The organism is Roseovarius sp. ZX-A-9, assembly GCF_028369135.1.
Lineage (GTDB): Bacteria > Pseudomonadota > Alphaproteobacteria > Rhodobacterales > Rhodobacteraceae > Roseovarius.
The window spans coordinates 101,353-115,924 of the sequence record NZ_JAPWHW010000015.1 but is presented as its reverse complement, the minus strand read 5'-3'; the positions used below and the strand labels follow the sequence as shown (position 1 = coordinate 115,924).

The 14,572-nt window shown below is 59.9% G+C and carries 20 protein-coding genes; 2 read left to right on the top strand and 18 right to left on the bottom strand.

The features are described from left to right. Window positions 1–4 precede the first annotated feature (4 nt). From O3306_RS15220 to O3306_RS15190, 7 genes are all read right to left on the bottom strand, one after another. On the bottom strand, window positions 5–661 hold the full coding sequence (locus O3306_RS15220; protein ID WP_272008850.1) for a hypothetical protein: 657 nt from the start codon (window positions 659–661) through the stop codon (window positions 5–7). A 40-nt stretch (window positions 662–701) separates the two neighbouring features. After that, on the bottom strand, window positions 702–1,247 hold the full coding sequence (locus O3306_RS15215; protein WP_272008848.1) for a hypothetical protein: 546 nt from the start codon (window positions 1,245–1,247) through the stop codon (window positions 702–704). Between the two features lie 119 nt (window positions 1,248–1,366). Further along, window positions 1,367–2,218 (bottom strand): S1 family serine peptidase, encoded by an 852-nt coding sequence (locus O3306_RS15210; protein WP_272008846.1) that lies wholly within the window; start codon window positions 2,216–2,218, stop codon window positions 1,367–1,369. Window positions 2,219–2,230: 12 nt separating this feature from the next. After that, window positions 2,231–2,722 carry a hypothetical protein gene (locus O3306_RS15205; protein WP_272008845.1) on the bottom strand — a complete coding sequence of 164 codons (492 nt, stop codon included), beginning with the start codon at window positions 2,720–2,722 and terminating at the stop codon, window positions 2,231–2,233. A 67-nt stretch (window positions 2,723–2,789) separates the two neighbouring features. After that, window positions 2,790–3,335: a hypothetical protein gene (locus O3306_RS15200; RefSeq protein ID WP_272008843.1), complete on the bottom strand. Its 546-nt coding sequence runs from the start codon at window positions 3,333–3,335 to the stop codon at window positions 2,790–2,792. Between the two features lie 5 nt (window positions 3,336–3,340). Continuing rightward, window positions 3,341–3,913 (bottom strand): OmpA family protein, encoded by a 573-nt coding sequence (locus O3306_RS15195; RefSeq protein ID WP_272008841.1) that lies wholly within the window; start codon window positions 3,911–3,913, stop codon window positions 3,341–3,343. A 28-nt stretch (window positions 3,914–3,941) separates the two neighbouring features. Then, the gene (locus O3306_RS15190; protein ID WP_272008839.1) at window positions 3,942–4,535 is read right to left on the bottom strand and encodes a DUF4384 domain-containing protein; all 594 of its coding nucleotides are present in this window, start codon (window positions 4,533–4,535) and stop codon (window positions 3,942–3,944) included. Between the two features lie 125 nt (window positions 4,536–4,660). Here O3306_RS15190 and O3306_RS15185 point away from each other — a divergent pair, with 125 nt between their 5' ends. Both O3306_RS15185 and O3306_RS15180 read left to right on the top strand, forming a co-directional pair. Further along, window positions 4,661–5,299, top strand: a complete 639-nt coding sequence (locus tag O3306_RS15185) for a hypothetical protein (RefSeq protein ID WP_272008837.1) — start codon at window positions 4,661–4,663, stop codon at window positions 5,297–5,299. After that, window positions 5,296–5,649, top strand: coding sequence for a hypothetical protein (locus O3306_RS15180; protein WP_272008835.1), 354 nt, complete (start codon window positions 5,296–5,298; stop codon window positions 5,647–5,649). Before O3306_RS15185 ends, O3306_RS15180 begins: the two co-directional genes overlap by 4 nt. Window positions 5,650–5,694: 45 nt before the next feature. Here O3306_RS15180 and O3306_RS15175 read toward each other — a convergent pair whose 3' ends face one another. The 11 genes from O3306_RS15175 to O3306_RS15125 form a co-directional block, all read right to left on the bottom strand. Further along, window positions 5,695–5,985, bottom strand: coding sequence for an SCP2 sterol-binding domain-containing protein (locus O3306_RS15175; protein ID WP_272008833.1), 291 nt, complete (start codon window positions 5,983–5,985; stop codon window positions 5,695–5,697). 155 nt (window positions 5,986–6,140) lie between these two features. Then, a complete protein-coding gene (locus O3306_RS15170) occupies window positions 6,141–6,587 on the bottom strand; it encodes a molybdenum cofactor biosynthesis protein MoaE (RefSeq protein WP_272008831.1) in 447 nt (148 codons plus the stop codon). 3 nt (window positions 6,588–6,590) lie between these two features. Continuing rightward, on the bottom strand, window positions 6,591–6,839 hold the full coding sequence (gene moaD / locus O3306_RS15165; RefSeq protein ID WP_272008873.1) for a molybdopterin converting factor subunit 1: 249 nt from the start codon (window positions 6,837–6,839) through the stop codon (window positions 6,591–6,593). Further along, window positions 6,836–7,501 carry a CDP-diacylglycerol--glycerol-3-phosphate 3-phosphatidyltransferase gene (gene pgsA, locus O3306_RS15160; protein WP_272008829.1) on the bottom strand — a complete coding sequence of 222 codons (666 nt, stop codon included), beginning with the start codon at window positions 7,499–7,501 and terminating at the stop codon, window positions 6,836–6,838. The genes moaD and pgsA overlap by 4 nt, the downstream gene beginning before the upstream one ends. A gap of 108 nt (window positions 7,502–7,609) precedes the next feature. Beyond that, complete coding sequence (gene uvrC / locus O3306_RS15155) at window positions 7,610–9,481, bottom strand: excinuclease ABC subunit UvrC (protein WP_272008827.1); 1,872 nt, start codon at window positions 9,479–9,481, stop codon at window positions 7,610–7,612. A gap of 405 nt (window positions 9,482–9,886) precedes the next feature. Then, a complete protein-coding gene (locus O3306_RS15150) occupies window positions 9,887–10,666 on the bottom strand; it encodes an SDR family oxidoreductase (protein WP_272008824.1) in 780 nt (259 codons plus the stop codon). 26 nt (window positions 10,667–10,692) lie between these two features. Next, on the bottom strand, window positions 10,693–11,664 hold the full coding sequence (locus O3306_RS15145) for a calcium/sodium antiporter (RefSeq protein ID WP_272008823.1): 972 nt from the start codon (window positions 11,662–11,664) through the stop codon (window positions 10,693–10,695). A 1-nt stretch (window position 11,665) separates the two neighbouring features. Further along, window positions 11,666–11,833 (bottom strand): hypothetical protein, encoded by a 168-nt coding sequence (locus tag O3306_RS15140; RefSeq protein ID WP_272008821.1) that lies wholly within the window; start codon window positions 11,831–11,833, stop codon window positions 11,666–11,668. A gap of 6 nt (window positions 11,834–11,839) precedes the next feature. Further along, window positions 11,840–12,655: a S49 family peptidase gene (locus O3306_RS15135; protein WP_272008820.1), complete on the bottom strand. Its 816-nt coding sequence runs from the start codon at window positions 12,653–12,655 to the stop codon at window positions 11,840–11,842. A 105-nt stretch (window positions 12,656–12,760) separates the two neighbouring features. Then, a complete protein-coding gene (locus tag O3306_RS15130) occupies window positions 12,761–13,522 on the bottom strand; it encodes an ABC transporter permease (RefSeq protein WP_272008818.1) in 762 nt (253 codons plus the stop codon). After that, complete coding sequence (locus O3306_RS15125) at window positions 13,519–14,448, bottom strand: ABC transporter ATP-binding protein (protein ID WP_272008816.1); 930 nt, start codon at window positions 14,446–14,448, stop codon at window positions 13,519–13,521. Before O3306_RS15125 ends, O3306_RS15130 begins: the two co-directional genes overlap by 4 nt. Between the last annotated feature and the right edge of the window lie 124 nt (window positions 14,449–14,572).

Genomic DNA, 14,572 nt, shown 5'->3' with positions numbered 1-14,572 from the left:
GAACCTATTGAGCTGAGAGGCGGAAAAAGCCCGTGCCGCAGTAGCCATTGTATAGCTCGGCATTGAACATCGGGCCGGAAATCACGGTGTGGTTTTTGGGCCGCGGGGTCACACCGTCGCGGGTGATCGAAATGTAAGAGTTCTGACTGATCGTGCCTCGCCAGGTGTGGCCGCCAGAGGTGAACTCTATCCGACCATTGTCGAGATAGGCATCGCCGGAGTAATAATTCTTGCAGATCCGGGCCTTGGCCCCGGTGTAGGTCGTGTGATAACCGCGCTCGAACCGGAACCAGCCGGTTGCCTGATCGCCACCGGCATAACTTTCGTCCGGCAGCGCGTCGTCGGGTTTGTTCTGGCAGTATTTATCAACCACCTGCTGCGAGGTCTGGCCCTCCACAAAGCCGGGGTTCAAACGCGCCTTGAAGGCCAATGCCTTGTGCTGGCCACAGCTGAGCGCGGCACCACCCTCGGCAGAGTCCATTTGCGAGCCTTGCGATGACGTGCTGGTGCCGGAACTGCCAGAGTTGTTGTGGCAAAGCCTGTTCAACTCGTCGATGGTGTATTTGCCGATATCGGCGCTGCCCAGTGTCGGACAGCCGATATTCATCTTCAGTTGCTGCGCCTGTGCAGGTGCCACGCCCAAGATCAATCCCAATGCCATTGCCCCGAATGCCCGCGCCAAGGCCGCAGTGGCTCTCGCTTTAATCGCATTTTGCTTGAGAAACATAAGCAATCCCCATACTTGAAAGTGTAATTTCATCGTCCGTTACCGTTTGGAATCCTTGCCGAAATGACAAGAACCGCTCGGCTCCCAATCCGTGATGGCCTTCGCTGCCGGTCTGGCTGTCGCCCAAGGAATAAAACATCTCGGTCATGTTCGACAGCGTGATGTCGTAGAGTCGCGCGCGCCACCCCATGTAGCCTCCGGCCAGGAAATCGGCGTGCAGCTCTATGCATTTGACCCGGTGCGGGTTGGTTTCGATCAGCATGTTCAAAAGGCCATGCTTGGTCTGAAAGGCATGCGCCGCCTCATGCGCGATGACCGCGATCGCCCGGTTGATATTGCCGGGCGGGTTGGCCACATCGAGAAAAAACTCGGTGCCGACAACCAGGGTATTTTCCCGCACGTCGAAATAGGCGCCGTATTCTTCCTCGTCCATGCAGAAGGCATCGAAACGAAAATCGAAGAAACGCTCGATGTCGTCCCGCGTGGTGACCAGCACCTGCTTGAAGACGCTGTCGTCCATCTCATCCACGTCGAACTGATAGGGACCGGCGCATTGGGCCGCGGCGGCTGTTGCTGCACCTAGGCCGAATGCCAGAGTGCATGCCGACAGAAATGTCCTTATCCGATCCATCGCTTTGCTCAGTTCGCTTCGACCGTCTGGAAAATCCAGTCACGGTGGTCCGACACCCGGGCATAAACCCCCGGGAACCCTTCCCACGCGCAGCCGCGACCAAAGCTGACCACACCGACCTGCAAGAAACCCGTCGGCCCGTCGCGCACGATCAGCGGCCCGCCGCTATCGCCCTGGCAGCTGTCCTTGCCACCTTCCTTGTAACCCGCGCAGAGATGCGGCCCGGCGCCCGGACGGATCTGCCCACCATAGCTTTCGCGGCAGACATCGGTGGGCAGTTGCTGAACATCAACCGACATCAGGTATTTCGAGCCGCCATCGGCACCGAATTCCAGCGCACCCCAGCCGGCTACCTCGCTGCATGTCCTGGTCGGTGCCAGCTTGGCCTCGACTTTTTTGGACGGCAGGATTGCCAACTGGCTGTTCGGCATGTCGAACGGGCTGCTGAGTTTCAAAAGCGCGATGTCATGCACGTTGGCATCGTTCGGATCGTAACCGGGATGCACGAACAGCTTGGATATGCTGCGGCCTTTCGGATCAAGTTTACCATCGCTACCCGCACGCAGGGCCAGCGTCGCCGAGGGGTCTTCGTTACCCTCACCCCAGCAATGCGCCGCCGTCAGCACCCATTGCTGATTGATCAGAGATCCACCGCAATACTGAATTTTCGCGCCTGTGTGATACAGCCCGACGATAAACGGCCAGTCGCTTGCCTTGGCTCGATCGCCGTTCACGATCCGCAAGGTCGGTTGATCGGACTTGGGATCGACGCATTCCATCTGCGTCTGCGCGATCACCGCGCTGACCATCCCTAGGCTGAGCGTTGCCGTTACAACAATGTTTTTGAACAGCTTTTTCATAAATTTCTCCGATCAATTCGTGATGCGGTAATCAAGGTAAGTCACGTCGCGGGCAGAACATTTCGCCTGCGATTTCTGGTGATTGCTCAGATGCAGGTTCATGGTCGACTTGGTGACCTTCTGCCCCGGGATCGCATAGTCGTCACCGTCCAGCTGATAATCCTCGCGGCTGGTCAGCGTAATCGAGATCTTGCCGACACCGATGCCCTCCTCGGGCGGATGATAGAGCGGAAACGTGTCGCGCCCGCCAAAGCAATACTGCTTGCCCGCCTCGACCTCAGCATAGGTTTCGCCATCCGGGTGGGTCAGTACATTGGGGTAGAGTTGCTGAAAATCGCCCTCGATCGGCGCGTCAAAAACCGATACGAACCCCGACTGATTGGGCGTGAAGCACAGCACCAGCAACTCATTCACCCGGAAACTGGGCTTGGACACGGTCTGCCCCTGTTCGAATTCCTTGAGCCCGGTCATATACGCGTCGATACAGGCTGCTGAACCCGCCATCGGTGCGACGGCAACCGCACCGCAGCAAAGTGTTCTTAGTAAAAATTTCTTCATAATATACGCTTTCTTACTCGGATTTGGGGGCCAGAACAATTTCGACCGGCTTGTCGGTTTTTTCCGCCAGCGTGACAGTACCGGTCAAGACATGTCCGATGGTCGAGTTCAGCGTGGCATCAATGGTCATCGGATAGGCGTCGGCCGCGGCGCTGACCGGAATGCTCATCGCGTAGGGCGGTCCACCTTTCGTCTTGATCGATGTGACAGAAGGGGCCACCCCCCCTGCACCGTCGGCGCGCACGGTCAAGTCGCTGCCCGCGGGGACCATGATGCGAACGTAGTAGAGAACATTCAGCGCCAGATCCTGACGCGCCGGGACGGCTGAGGCACTCTTGGTCACTTTCGGCGTCGCCTTTCTGGTTGTGGTAGCAACCGCTTTTTTCGTCGGGCCGGGGGTGGGCGCAGGGGCGACCACCTGATCGGCGGGCTGCGGCTTGGGCCCGCTGTATTGCGGCATGGCATTCGTGCAGCCCTGCACCAGGAACGCCGCTCCCAGCAACAGCGCCAGCCTGCCATCTCGCCACATGGGCCACCGATTTTCCCGAACCTCAGACATGTTGGTTACTCCACTGCTACAGGGGTGATTTCGACCCGCCGGTTGCGAGCCGAATTGGGGTCAGCGGGATCCAGCAATCGGTCTTCACCAAAGCTGCGAACCCGGAGCGAGAGCGCAAAATCCACATCGGACAGCAAATAGCTCGCTGCTGCCGCTGCGCGCTCCTGCCCAAGAACCTGATTGTCCTGGGACGCGCCCACGGCATCGGTATGCCCGTCAATGAAAAACGCGGACTCGCGCAGCGCCTCATCCTCGGCGATCACTTCGGCCACCTTGCTTAGCAACGCCTGCGACGCGGGCGTCAGAACGGCGCTGCCAAACTCGAAATTGATGGCAAAGCTTACCGCGTCCAACTCTGGCTCGGTCTCGACGATCGAAATCGCCCGCGCCGATGAGCTGGCCCGCGCGCGGCTGAGCGCGCAATGTATCTGCGCCTTGTTCGCCGCTTCGGTCATGAGAGTCGGCACATCGTCGCAACCCGCATCCGCGCTAGCCGCATGGCCTGCGACCATCAGCACCGTGAGGGTCGCCGCCTGCATGACGCGCCCGGCGTATCGGTTTTTGGAAATGCTGGGCATTTCGATACCTCCTGTGGCCCGGTCCCGGTTACTTGGCGATGACATATTCCAACGTCGCGTTCCGGATTTTCGTGTCGCCTGCGGATTCAAAGAATGCGCTCAGGGCATCGGTGGTCGTCTCGGCGGGTTGGATCGCACGCGGAAAGGCCTTTTCAGTGTCGAAGAGCGAAGCGACAAGTGCCTCGAACGCGCTGCTTTCGCCGTCGATCGCGATCACCTTGACCACTTCCGCCCCGCCTGCGCCGCTGACTTCGAATTCATAATTCGCGCCTTCTGCGGGCACCATCATCGTATCTGCGGTCTGCGCCTCGCCGCCTTCGACGAATTTGTTGGGATAGATCATCTGAATCGTCCCGGTGCTGTCCATGTTCAGGATGTAGATCTTGGCCCCCTCAACGCCGCTCAGCTCGAACGCGATGCGGTCGCCTGCGGTCAGCACGCCCTTGGCCGCGCTGGCCTCGTCCGCCACGGCGATCGGTTTCAGCGTGGCGATCATCTCGGTTTCGGCCACTTCGACCGCGCTCAGCGCGCGAAAACTGTCAAGATTGGCCGTGTCGGCGAATGCAACGCCTGCAACCCCGATCAGAGCGGCGGCGGCGGTAAACTTAATGGCTTTGAACATGGTATTGGTCCCCTTCTACGTTTTGGCTCGGGTTGCGTGTCGTGTGAGCCAAAGATAGGCCATGCGCGCTTGCTACTCAATGTGGGTGGGCTAAACTGATTTTAAGTAAGTCGACTAATTTCTAGTTGGCATTTCCATTCCGTGACGCCTTCCCTTATCTGAGTAGCAGGATGATGGACCAAACTGACATATGCACACTTGAGAGTTTGCGCCGGGCAAAAACAGATTTCCACAACAAACTTTGCCGCGCTTCCATCGATAGTGATCCGTTGCTGCTGCAAAAGCTGCGCAGTGAGAATGTGTTTGTACTCAGCGAGTTCTTCTTTTTGCTGAGCGCATTCGACCTGATTGCCCACCCCAACAAGCTGGAGGCCTATATCCTGAGCCACAACCGTCAGCTGAACGACCTGATCGCTAGTGACGAGCGGCGCAAACTGATGGGGCTGGAGGTGCCGCGCCTCAAACGCGGGGTTTTCAGCATGATCCAGGTGCACAAGGCGAAGGCAAACCTGCTCTCGGCCACGCCCGGCCTCGATCAGGCCGACATCCAGCGGCTCACGATCATGTTATTCTCGCCGGAAACAGGGCGGCGCGTGATCGAATGCCTGGAGGCCGCCGGTTTTCTTACCCGCGTGGCGACCCCATATTATTCGAAGATCGTTCAGTCGCATGGCACGATCGAAAAATTCTTTGCCGAGTATCTGGCGCAGGTACGCAACGACGTGCCGCAAGGCGGCACCCCCAAACCGGAGGTTCAGACATGAAACATGCAATCAGGGCCCTCATCGCGGCACCATTCCTGCTGGCGGGCGCGGCCCAGGCGATGCCGTGCGACGGGATCGACCTCAGCCTGCGTGAAGCCGTGCAGGAGGTGCTGGTCAGCGCCGAAACCCCCCGCATTTCGGGCTGGGCCAGGTATCTCAACGAAACCTTTTATACCGAGGTCAGCTGCAAATTGTCCCACGGCATGAACGCAGAGGACGTGCTGCGTCTGCGCGGTGAGCCCGAGGTGCTGCTCGATCTGATCATGGGCACATACATGACGCGCAACCAGTCCGATGCGCTGATGCTGATGCTGTCGGCCATGAAGGACGGGTCAGGCGAAAAGAGTTGAGGTGGATAGTGGTTCGCCCGCACCCCATTTGAGGCGAGAAACCTGTCAGGAGGTCAGGATTGCGCTGACCTTGAGCGCACGCTGCGTGTTGCCATCGACCTTCAGCTTGCCCGACATGAAGGCCATCACCGGGTTTTGATCCCCAGAGAGGATCGCGCGGAAAACCGCATCGCTGGCATGCAACGTGACATCTGCCGCTTCGTCCCCGGCGCGCGCGCCGGTCTCGTCCAGCATCACGGCACCTTCGCCTGTGATGACCAGTTTGGCGGTCCCCCGGATCGCGCCCGCCGCCTTTGGCGTCAGCTGCGCCACGTACTCTGAAATGATGTCATTCATCGGCTCACTCCGCCTTGCTCAGCACTAGGTCGAACGCGAAGCTTTGCAGCGTTCCCTCCCGGCGGCAAGTCGTCGCGGTTGTAACCCAGCGTCACAAGCCCGCGCTCATGTCCGACGCGCGCCTAGAATAGAGACCTGTGGGACGGGCTCAGTCCTTACGTCCAGTCCTTAAGCGCAGCCTCATCGTCGGCCTTGGCCGCAACCCAATCCGCCCCCTCCGCCGTCTCTTCCTTCTTCCAGAAAGGTGCGCGGGATTTGAGGAAATCCATCAGAAACATCGCCGCCTCGAAAGCATCCCGGCGATGGCGGGACGCGGTCGCAACCATCATGATCGCATCATCCGGGGCCAACCGGCCATAGCGGTGCAGGATCAGGATATCGCCCAGCGCCCAGCGCCCGGCGGCGTCCTCGGCAATCTTGCTCAGCGCCTTTTCGGTCATGCCGGGATAATGCTCGATCTGCATGTGGTGCAACGGCGCATCGTCAAGATCGCGAACAATGCCAGTAAAGGTGACGATCGCGCCCACACCGCGTTGCCGCGCGACAAAGGCATTCGCCTCTGCCCCGAGATCAAAAGCGGCTTCCTGCACGCGGATATCCAAGGCTCAGCCCCCGGTCATCGGCGGAAAGAACGCCACCTCGCGCGCGCCCTTGAGCGGCATGTCGAAATCGCACAACTCCTGATCCACCGCCACGCGCAGCGCGCTGGTGTCGGAGAACGCAAGATCATAGCGCCTCTCGCGGCGGCGCAATTCATTCACCAGATCCTGTACGGTTTCGGCCTCGGTTTCTACAGTTTCGCGCGGCAGGCCGATCCTCTCGCGCACCCATGCAAAATAGAGAACGTCCATCAGGTTTCATCCTTGAGATACGGCAAGGACTTCATCAGGTAGTCCCAGCCGGTGACAAGCGTCAGCGCAGCGGCCAGCCACAGGAGCAGCACCCCACTCCACCACGCAACCATCGCCGCGTAGTAATTCCACATCAGCCCGACATAATCGGCCCTTCGGCCGGCCATGATATCGTCGACCATCCCCGTATCCATGCCAAGCGTCCTGTCGAGCATGTTATGCTCGAACACGCCGGTGGTAAACAACACGGCGATGGCGACCATCTGCAAGGTGGTCTTCCACTTGGCAAGCTTCGTGACCTTGAGCGTGCCCGCCGTGTCACCCAGGAATTCACGCAGCCCCGATACAAAAACTTCGCGGAACATGATGACGGTGGCCGGCAGCAGGAACCAAGGATTCATTCCGGAAAAGCCCGTTATCACCATCAGCGCAATCACCACCATCGCCTTGTCCGCGATCGGATCGAGCATCGCGCCAAGACGTGTTTCCTGCCGCCATGTGCGCGCGAGATAGCCATCGAACCAGTCGGTGACCGCCGCGGTGACGAAAAGCAGCAGCGCGTACCAGTCGGCATAGGGGCGCTGAAAATAGAGGAACATGACCGCAACCCCTGGCGCCGCCAGAAGGCGGAGCAAAGTGAGCATATTCGGGACGGTCCATTTCATGGTGTTATGTCTATCCTTGTTGCTGACGCGATTAAAGCCCGGAACGTTGCAACCGCGTGCCTGTTTTTTATTTGGAAAACAGAGAGGAAAGCACCTTTATTCCGGCACTCAGCCTTTCTCGTGAAAAAAGTCGTAGAGCCGCTGCGCCAGAGCCGCCGAAACACCGTCAACCGCTTTGAGATCGGCAAGGTTGGCGCGACTCACGGCCTTGGCCGATCCGAAATGCGCCAGCAGGGCGCGCTTGCGGGCGGCCCCCACGCCGGGCACGTCGTCAAGCGGTGTCGCGCCCACGGCCTTGGCCCGTTTCGCGCGGTGCGTGCCAATGGCAAAGCGGTGCGCCTCGTCGCGCAGGCGCTGGATAAAATAGAGCACCGGATCATTGCGTTGCAACGCCATCACGCGCTGGCCGGTTCGGTAGAATTCTTCCTTGCCCTGATCGCGGTCGATACCCTTGGCGACGCCCACCATCGGCACGTCTGCCACGCCCATCTCGTCCATGATCTGCTGTACCGCGCTGACCTGTCCCGCACCGCCATCGATCAGCAGCAGGTCGGGCCACAGCCCCTTGTCGCGCGCGGGGTCGTCTTTCAGCAGGCGCTTGAACCGGCGAGTCAGCACTTCTTTCATCATGCCGAAATCATCGCCGGGGGTCAGATCGTCACCACGGATATTATACTTACGATACTGGTTTTTCATCAGCCCCTCGGGGCCCGCCACGATCATCGCCCCCACGGCAAAGGCGCCCTGGATATGAGAGTTGTCGTAGACTTCGATCCGCTGCGGCGGCGAGTCCAACCCAAAAGCGTCGGCGACGCCACGCAGCAGCTTGGCCTGGGTCGCGCTCTCGGCCATCTTGCGCGCCAGGCTTTCGCGGGCGTTGCGCATCGCCCCATCCACCAGTTCGGCCTTTTCGCCCCGCTTAGGCACCAGCAATTCGACCTTGCGGCCCAGTTTGCCGGTCAGCGCCTCGGCCATCAGATCGGGGTTTTCGATCGGATGTGACAGGATCAACTGTCTGGGCGGCTCCTTGGTGTCGTAGAACTGGCCGATAAACGCCTCCAGCGCCTCGGCCTCTTCGACATCCGGCCCCACCCGTGGATAGAAATCGCGGTTGCCCCAGTTCTGCCCCGCACGGATGAAAAACACCTGCACGCAGGCCTGACCATTTTCCAGATGGAGCGCGATCACGTCCGCCTCGTCCACGGTACGCGGGTTGATCCCCTGCGCTGTCTGTACTTGGGTCAGCGCCTTGATCCGGTCGCGCAGGGCTGCAGCGCGCTCAAACTCCATTTCGGCCGACGCTTCCTGCATCTGGGCTGCCAGCTTCTCTTGTATCTCGGTCGAGCGTCCGCTGAGGTACCGCTCGGCATCTCCGACCTGCGCGGCGTATTCCGCCTTGGAGATGTATCCGACGCAGGGCGCGGTGCAGCGTTTGATCTGGTATTGCAGGCAGGGGCGCGTGCGGCTTGCAAACACGGCATCGGTGCAATTGCGCAACTGGAACACGCGCAGTAGCTGCGCCAGAGTTCGGTTGACCGCCCCCGCACTTGCGAAGGGGCCGTAATAGGTGCCCTTCTCCCGCTTGGCCCCGCGATGCTTCTTGATCATCGGGAAATCGTGATCCTTGGTCACCAGGATGTTGGGAAAGCTTTTATCGTCGCGCAGCAATACGTTGTATTTCGGCTTGAGCTGCTTGATCAGGTTCTGCTCCAGCAGCAGCGCCTCGGTCTCGGTGGCAGTGGTCAGGAACATCATCGCCGCAGTCGCGTCGATCATCCGCGCGATCCGTCCGGTATGCCCGGTGGGTCGCGAATAGCTGCTGACCCGCGCCCTGAGGTTGCGGGCTTTGCCGACATAAAGCACCCGCGCCTGGGCATCGAGCATGCGATAGACACCCGGCCCTGTGCCCAGCGTGCGCAGGTAGGACTGGATCAGTTCGTGACCCGTAAGGGTGGGCTCGGTCGGGGTTTCTTCGGTCATGACAACAATTGTAAAGCCTTTTGCCCTGTTCTTGAATCAGGGAAAGTTCAAAAGCCTCCCCTTTCAATGTCGTGGGCGTTTCGCGGCTGATCTGCGCCTGGGATCTCATGCAAACCGCTTCATGATTCTCTTCGGGCGCTGCAACCTTCCTGAGACCGGCACAAGGGTAATCCTGTCCACGGTTTCTGTGGATAACTCTGCGGGTAAGTTTGTTCCAAGCTGATATTTTCGTTGTATATGGCTGGCTTCGTTACTTTGCCTAATTTTTAGGCAGCGGCACAACATGTTGTTTTTACATTATATTTTAAACACAGCATCGCAAATTATTGATAACATTAGAGATTTTCTTAACACCTTTCCTGCGTTCCTCGGGCCGGTGCAAAACTTTTCTCGATTAACCCTGCGTCACCCGCCCGCCACCACATCCGCCGTCTGCCAGACCAGGTGCTGGCCACCATCCACAGCCAGAATCTGCCCTGTGACGGCCCGCGCGCCCAACAGGTAACGCAGTGCGCCCGTGATATCCTCAGGATCAGCGCCGCGCCGCAGCAAAGTGGCCGCCCGCTGCGCCGAAAACTCGGGCTCGGACTGATGCTTGGCCTGCAAGGTCGGACCCGGCCCGATTCCGTTGACGCGCACCCGGGGCGCCAGCGCCTGTGCTGCCGTTCGGGTAAAGGCCCAGAGGCCCATCTTGGCTATCGTGTAGCTCATGAATTGCGGTGTCAGCTTGAGCACGCGCTGGTCGATCATATTGACAACCAGCCCCTGTGCCACCGGCTCGCCGCGCGCATCCATCGCCGGGTCGGGCACCTGGGCCGCGAACATCTGCGTCAGGACAACGGGCGCGCGCAGATTGCTTTCCATGTGCCGGTCCCAGCTGAGGCGCGTTGCGTCCGCGAGCGTGTCGTTCTCGAATATCGAGGCATTGTTGATCAGCACCGTCAGCGGCCCACCCAGCGCGGCGGCAGCGCGTCCGACCAGCGGCGTGACCTGCGACTCGTCCAGAAGATCGGCCTGCAATGTGATGGCAAGACGCCCAAGAGTGCGAATCTCTTCCGCGACCGCCTCGGCTTCGGTGCGGGACGTGGCGTAATGCACGGCCACGTCGCAACCCTCTCCTGCCAGCTCCAGCGCTATGGCACGACCCAACCGCCTGCCCCCGCCTGTAACGAGCGCACGTTTCATGTGACCTCCTTTGCCGCTGTGACGTCTCAGACCAATATAATGGTGATGTAGCCCAGATAGGCCACCGTCAAGCCAACGCCCCAGGGACGGGTGATATCACGCCCCCAGAATACGAATGGCACCAGCAGCAGCGATGCACCAAGCATCACCCAGAGATCGAATTGCAGGAATTCGGGGTCGACGGGGATCGGGCCGACCAAGGAGGCAATCCCGATGATCCCCAGCAGGTTGAAGATGTTCGACCCGATCACATTGCCTAGGGCCACATCCGCCTGTCTACGTAGTGCCGCCATAACCGTGGTCGCCAGTTCCGGCAGCGATGTGCCCAACGCAACCAGTGTCAGGCCGATGACACCGTCGCTAACCCCGTAGCTGGCAGCGATGATCGATGCGTTGTCCACCAGCAGGTCGGCCCCCAAGGGCAGACCAACCAACCCGAGGATCAGGAACACCACGATCTGCCACCAGGGCATGTTGGGGTCCGCACCCTCGACGTTTTCCAGATCTGCGGCACAGGCAGCGCGGCGATGGCTCCGGGCATCAAGAAACGCGCCGCCCAGCATGTAGGCCAGCCCCGCCAGCAGCACCGCGCCCGAGATTGCCGTGAAGGTCCCGAAAAAGGCCAGGCCGATGAACAGCGCCGTGGAGCCCAGCATGAAGACAAAGGTCTTGCGGGTGTCGCATCCACTGGTGTGCAGCGCCGTGAGTATCGCGGGCACGCCGAGCACCAGCAGGATGTTGGCAGTATTCGAACCGACAACATTGCCCAGCGCCAGCCCCGGCTTGCCCATAATCACTGCATTGACCGAAACCAGCAGCTCTGGTGCGGAGGTTCCGAACGCCACGATCGTCAGGCTGACAATCAGCGCGGGGATACCCACGCGCAGGCTGAGGTTCACCGCTCCCTTGACCAGCGCATCGCCCGCCAGCAGCAGAATTACCAAACCCAACCCGACAAAGAGCCAGACCGACAATGTCGATGCGAGCGCATCCGTCATCCTATTTCAGCCCTTTCCGGCAACCGCATGGACCCTTGCCGATACGAAACTTGCCACAGTCCGGGCACTTGGCGGCCGCCAGACGTTTCTGACCCGGAAACCGCAACCGCCCGAACATGGCCAGAACGCCCATGCCGACCAGAAAGAGTGTAACGATCTTGATGATCATGCTGATTCAGAGCCCATATCGCGCAAAACTGGCGCGGTCCTCGACGGCCGCGATGGCGTCCTGTGCGATATTGGCACCAAACCGCGAAAACAGGCCCCGCTTGCGGCCATAGCGCGCGATGCGGACATCCCTGCCATAAAGCGCGCGCAGCTTGGTCATGACATCGGCCTGCCCGTCGACAAGACCCAGTTCTGTCGCGCGCCCGCCCAGCCAGAATTCGCCTGAAAACAGCGAGCCATCATTGCTCAGCTTGGCACCCCGACGGGCCTTTACATAGTCGATGAAGACCGTGTGCATATCTTCCAGCAGGCCCTTGAGCCGCTCCACGTCCTCTTTCTTTTCGGGTTGGAACGGGTCGAGCTGTGACTTGGATTTGCCCGAGGTGTAGACCCGCCGCTCCACGCCCTGCCGTGCAAGAAAGACCGGCAGGCCAAAGCCCGCAGAGATGACCCCGATAGAACCGACGATCGACGCAGGGTCGGTCCAGATGTCATCAGCAGCACAGGCCAGCCAGTAGCCACCCGACGCCGCGACATCCTCGACAAAGGCGTGCACCGGAATTTCCTTTTCCTCGGCCAGCCGACGGATGCGTCCGGCAATCAACGACGACTGCACCGGCGAGCCGCCGGGCGAGTTGATCACGAGGGCGACTGCCGCAGGTTTGCCTTTGCGGAATGCCTTTTCGATCACCGGCCCCATGGCTTCATCGCTCAGCGCGGATCGCGGGCCGGACCCGATGGTTCCTGACAGTCTCAGTAACGCCACAAGTGGCGGCGACTTTGAAAATGGTGAGATGCGTTTGAGCAGCGGCCGGTCAATCATGTTTTACGATGTAGATGGCCAGCCTCCCACAAACAAGGCGATGGGTGTGGCAAACCCACTCTTGTGGAAAAAAAATGCCCGATGCCGCTGAAATCGCGCAGGATATCACGACTTGATTCGATAGCCGGTTTTGAAAATCCACCAGATGACACCAAGGCAGATCGCGGTGAAGAGCGCGATGGCCAGCAGGCTCAGCCCCACGGAAACATCGGCCTGCCCGAAGAAGGACCAGCGGAACCCCGACATCAGATAGACGATGGGGTTGAACAGCGAAATCGTCTGCCAGACCGGTGGCAACATCGAGATCGAGTAGAATGAGCCGCCCAGAAACACCAGTGGCGTGATCACCAGTAGCGGAATCAGCTGGAGCTGCTGAAAGTTCTCCGCCCAGATGCCGATGATAAAGCCGAAAAGGCTGAACGACAGGCAGGTCAGGACGAGAAAGGTCAGCATCGCAACAGGGTGCTGTATCTCGATATCCACAAAGAAATGCGCGGTTGCCAGAATGACGAGGCCGATCAACAGCGCCTTGGTTGCCGCGGCGCCGACATAGCCGATCACGATCTCGAAAAAGTTGATCGGGGCCGACAGGATCTCGAATATCGTGTCGATGAATTTTGGGAAATATATTCCGAAGGATGCGTTGCTGATCGCCTGTGTCATCACGCTGAGCATGATCAGACCCGGCACGATGAAGGCACCGTAGGCGACGCCCTCGACCTCGCTGATGCGGCTGCCGATGGCGGCGCCGAACACGACAAAATAGAGTGATGTGGAAATCACCGGCGACAGCAGGCTTTCCATCAATGTTCGGAAAAACCGTGCCATTTCATATTTATAGATAGCCCTGATCGCCGGAAAGTTCATGCTGCGCTCTCCTGAATCATACTGACAAAGATTTCTTCCAGACTGCTCTGGGTAGTCTGGATGTCGCGCAGGCTCAGCCCCTCGGCAGACAGCGCTTGCAAAAGCCGCGTGATGCCGGTGCCTTCGCCGCGCGTGTCGTAATGATAGCTCAGGCTGTGCCCGTCGTCGGACAGGTCGAGGTCATATTCTGCCAGCGCATCCGGCACCTTATCGACAGGGTCGCGCAGGTCGATGCGCAATGTCTTGCGGCCCATGCGGGTCATCAACGCTGCCTTATCCTCGACCAGCAGGATCTCGCCCTTGTTGATTACGGCGATACGGTCGGCGATGGCTTCGGCCTCTTCGATGTAATGCGTCGTCAGGATGATCGTCACACCTTCGCGGCGCAACCCATCGACGATCTGCCACATGTCGCGGCGCAGTTCCACATCGACGCCTGCCGTCGGTTCATCCAGAAACAGTACGCGCGGCTCGTGGCAGAGCGCCTTGGCAATCAGCACCCGGCGCTTCATCCCGCCCGACAGCTCGCGAATGCGGCTGTTGCGCTTGTCCCACAGGCTGAGTTGACGCAGCACCCGTTCGATCAGCGCATCGTCGCGCTGCTTGCCAAACAGGCCGCGCGAGAATTTGACCGTGTTGATCACCTTCTCGAACGGTTCCAGCGCCACCTCCTGCGGCACAAGGCCGATCATCTCGCGCGCCTTTCGGTAGCTGGTGATGATGTCATGCCCGCCCACCTCGGCGCGCCCGCCGGTCGGTCCGGTGATGCCGCACAGCGCGGAAATCAAGGTCGTCTTGCCCGCGCCGTTCGGCCCCAGAAGCGCGATGATCTCGCCTTCCTCAATCTCAAGCGAAACGCCCTTGAGCGCCTCGAAGCCACCATCATAGGTTTTTTGCAGGTTTTCGACTTTGACGATCGGGGGCATGCTATCCGGGCCTTTCAAAACATCGCCGGACCCTAGCCCATTCACCGTCCCGTGCAAGTGCGGGTTGCCCCTGCGGGAATGCACAACCGCAATCAGCTTGCGCCCCGGCGCGGTGCTCCACTAG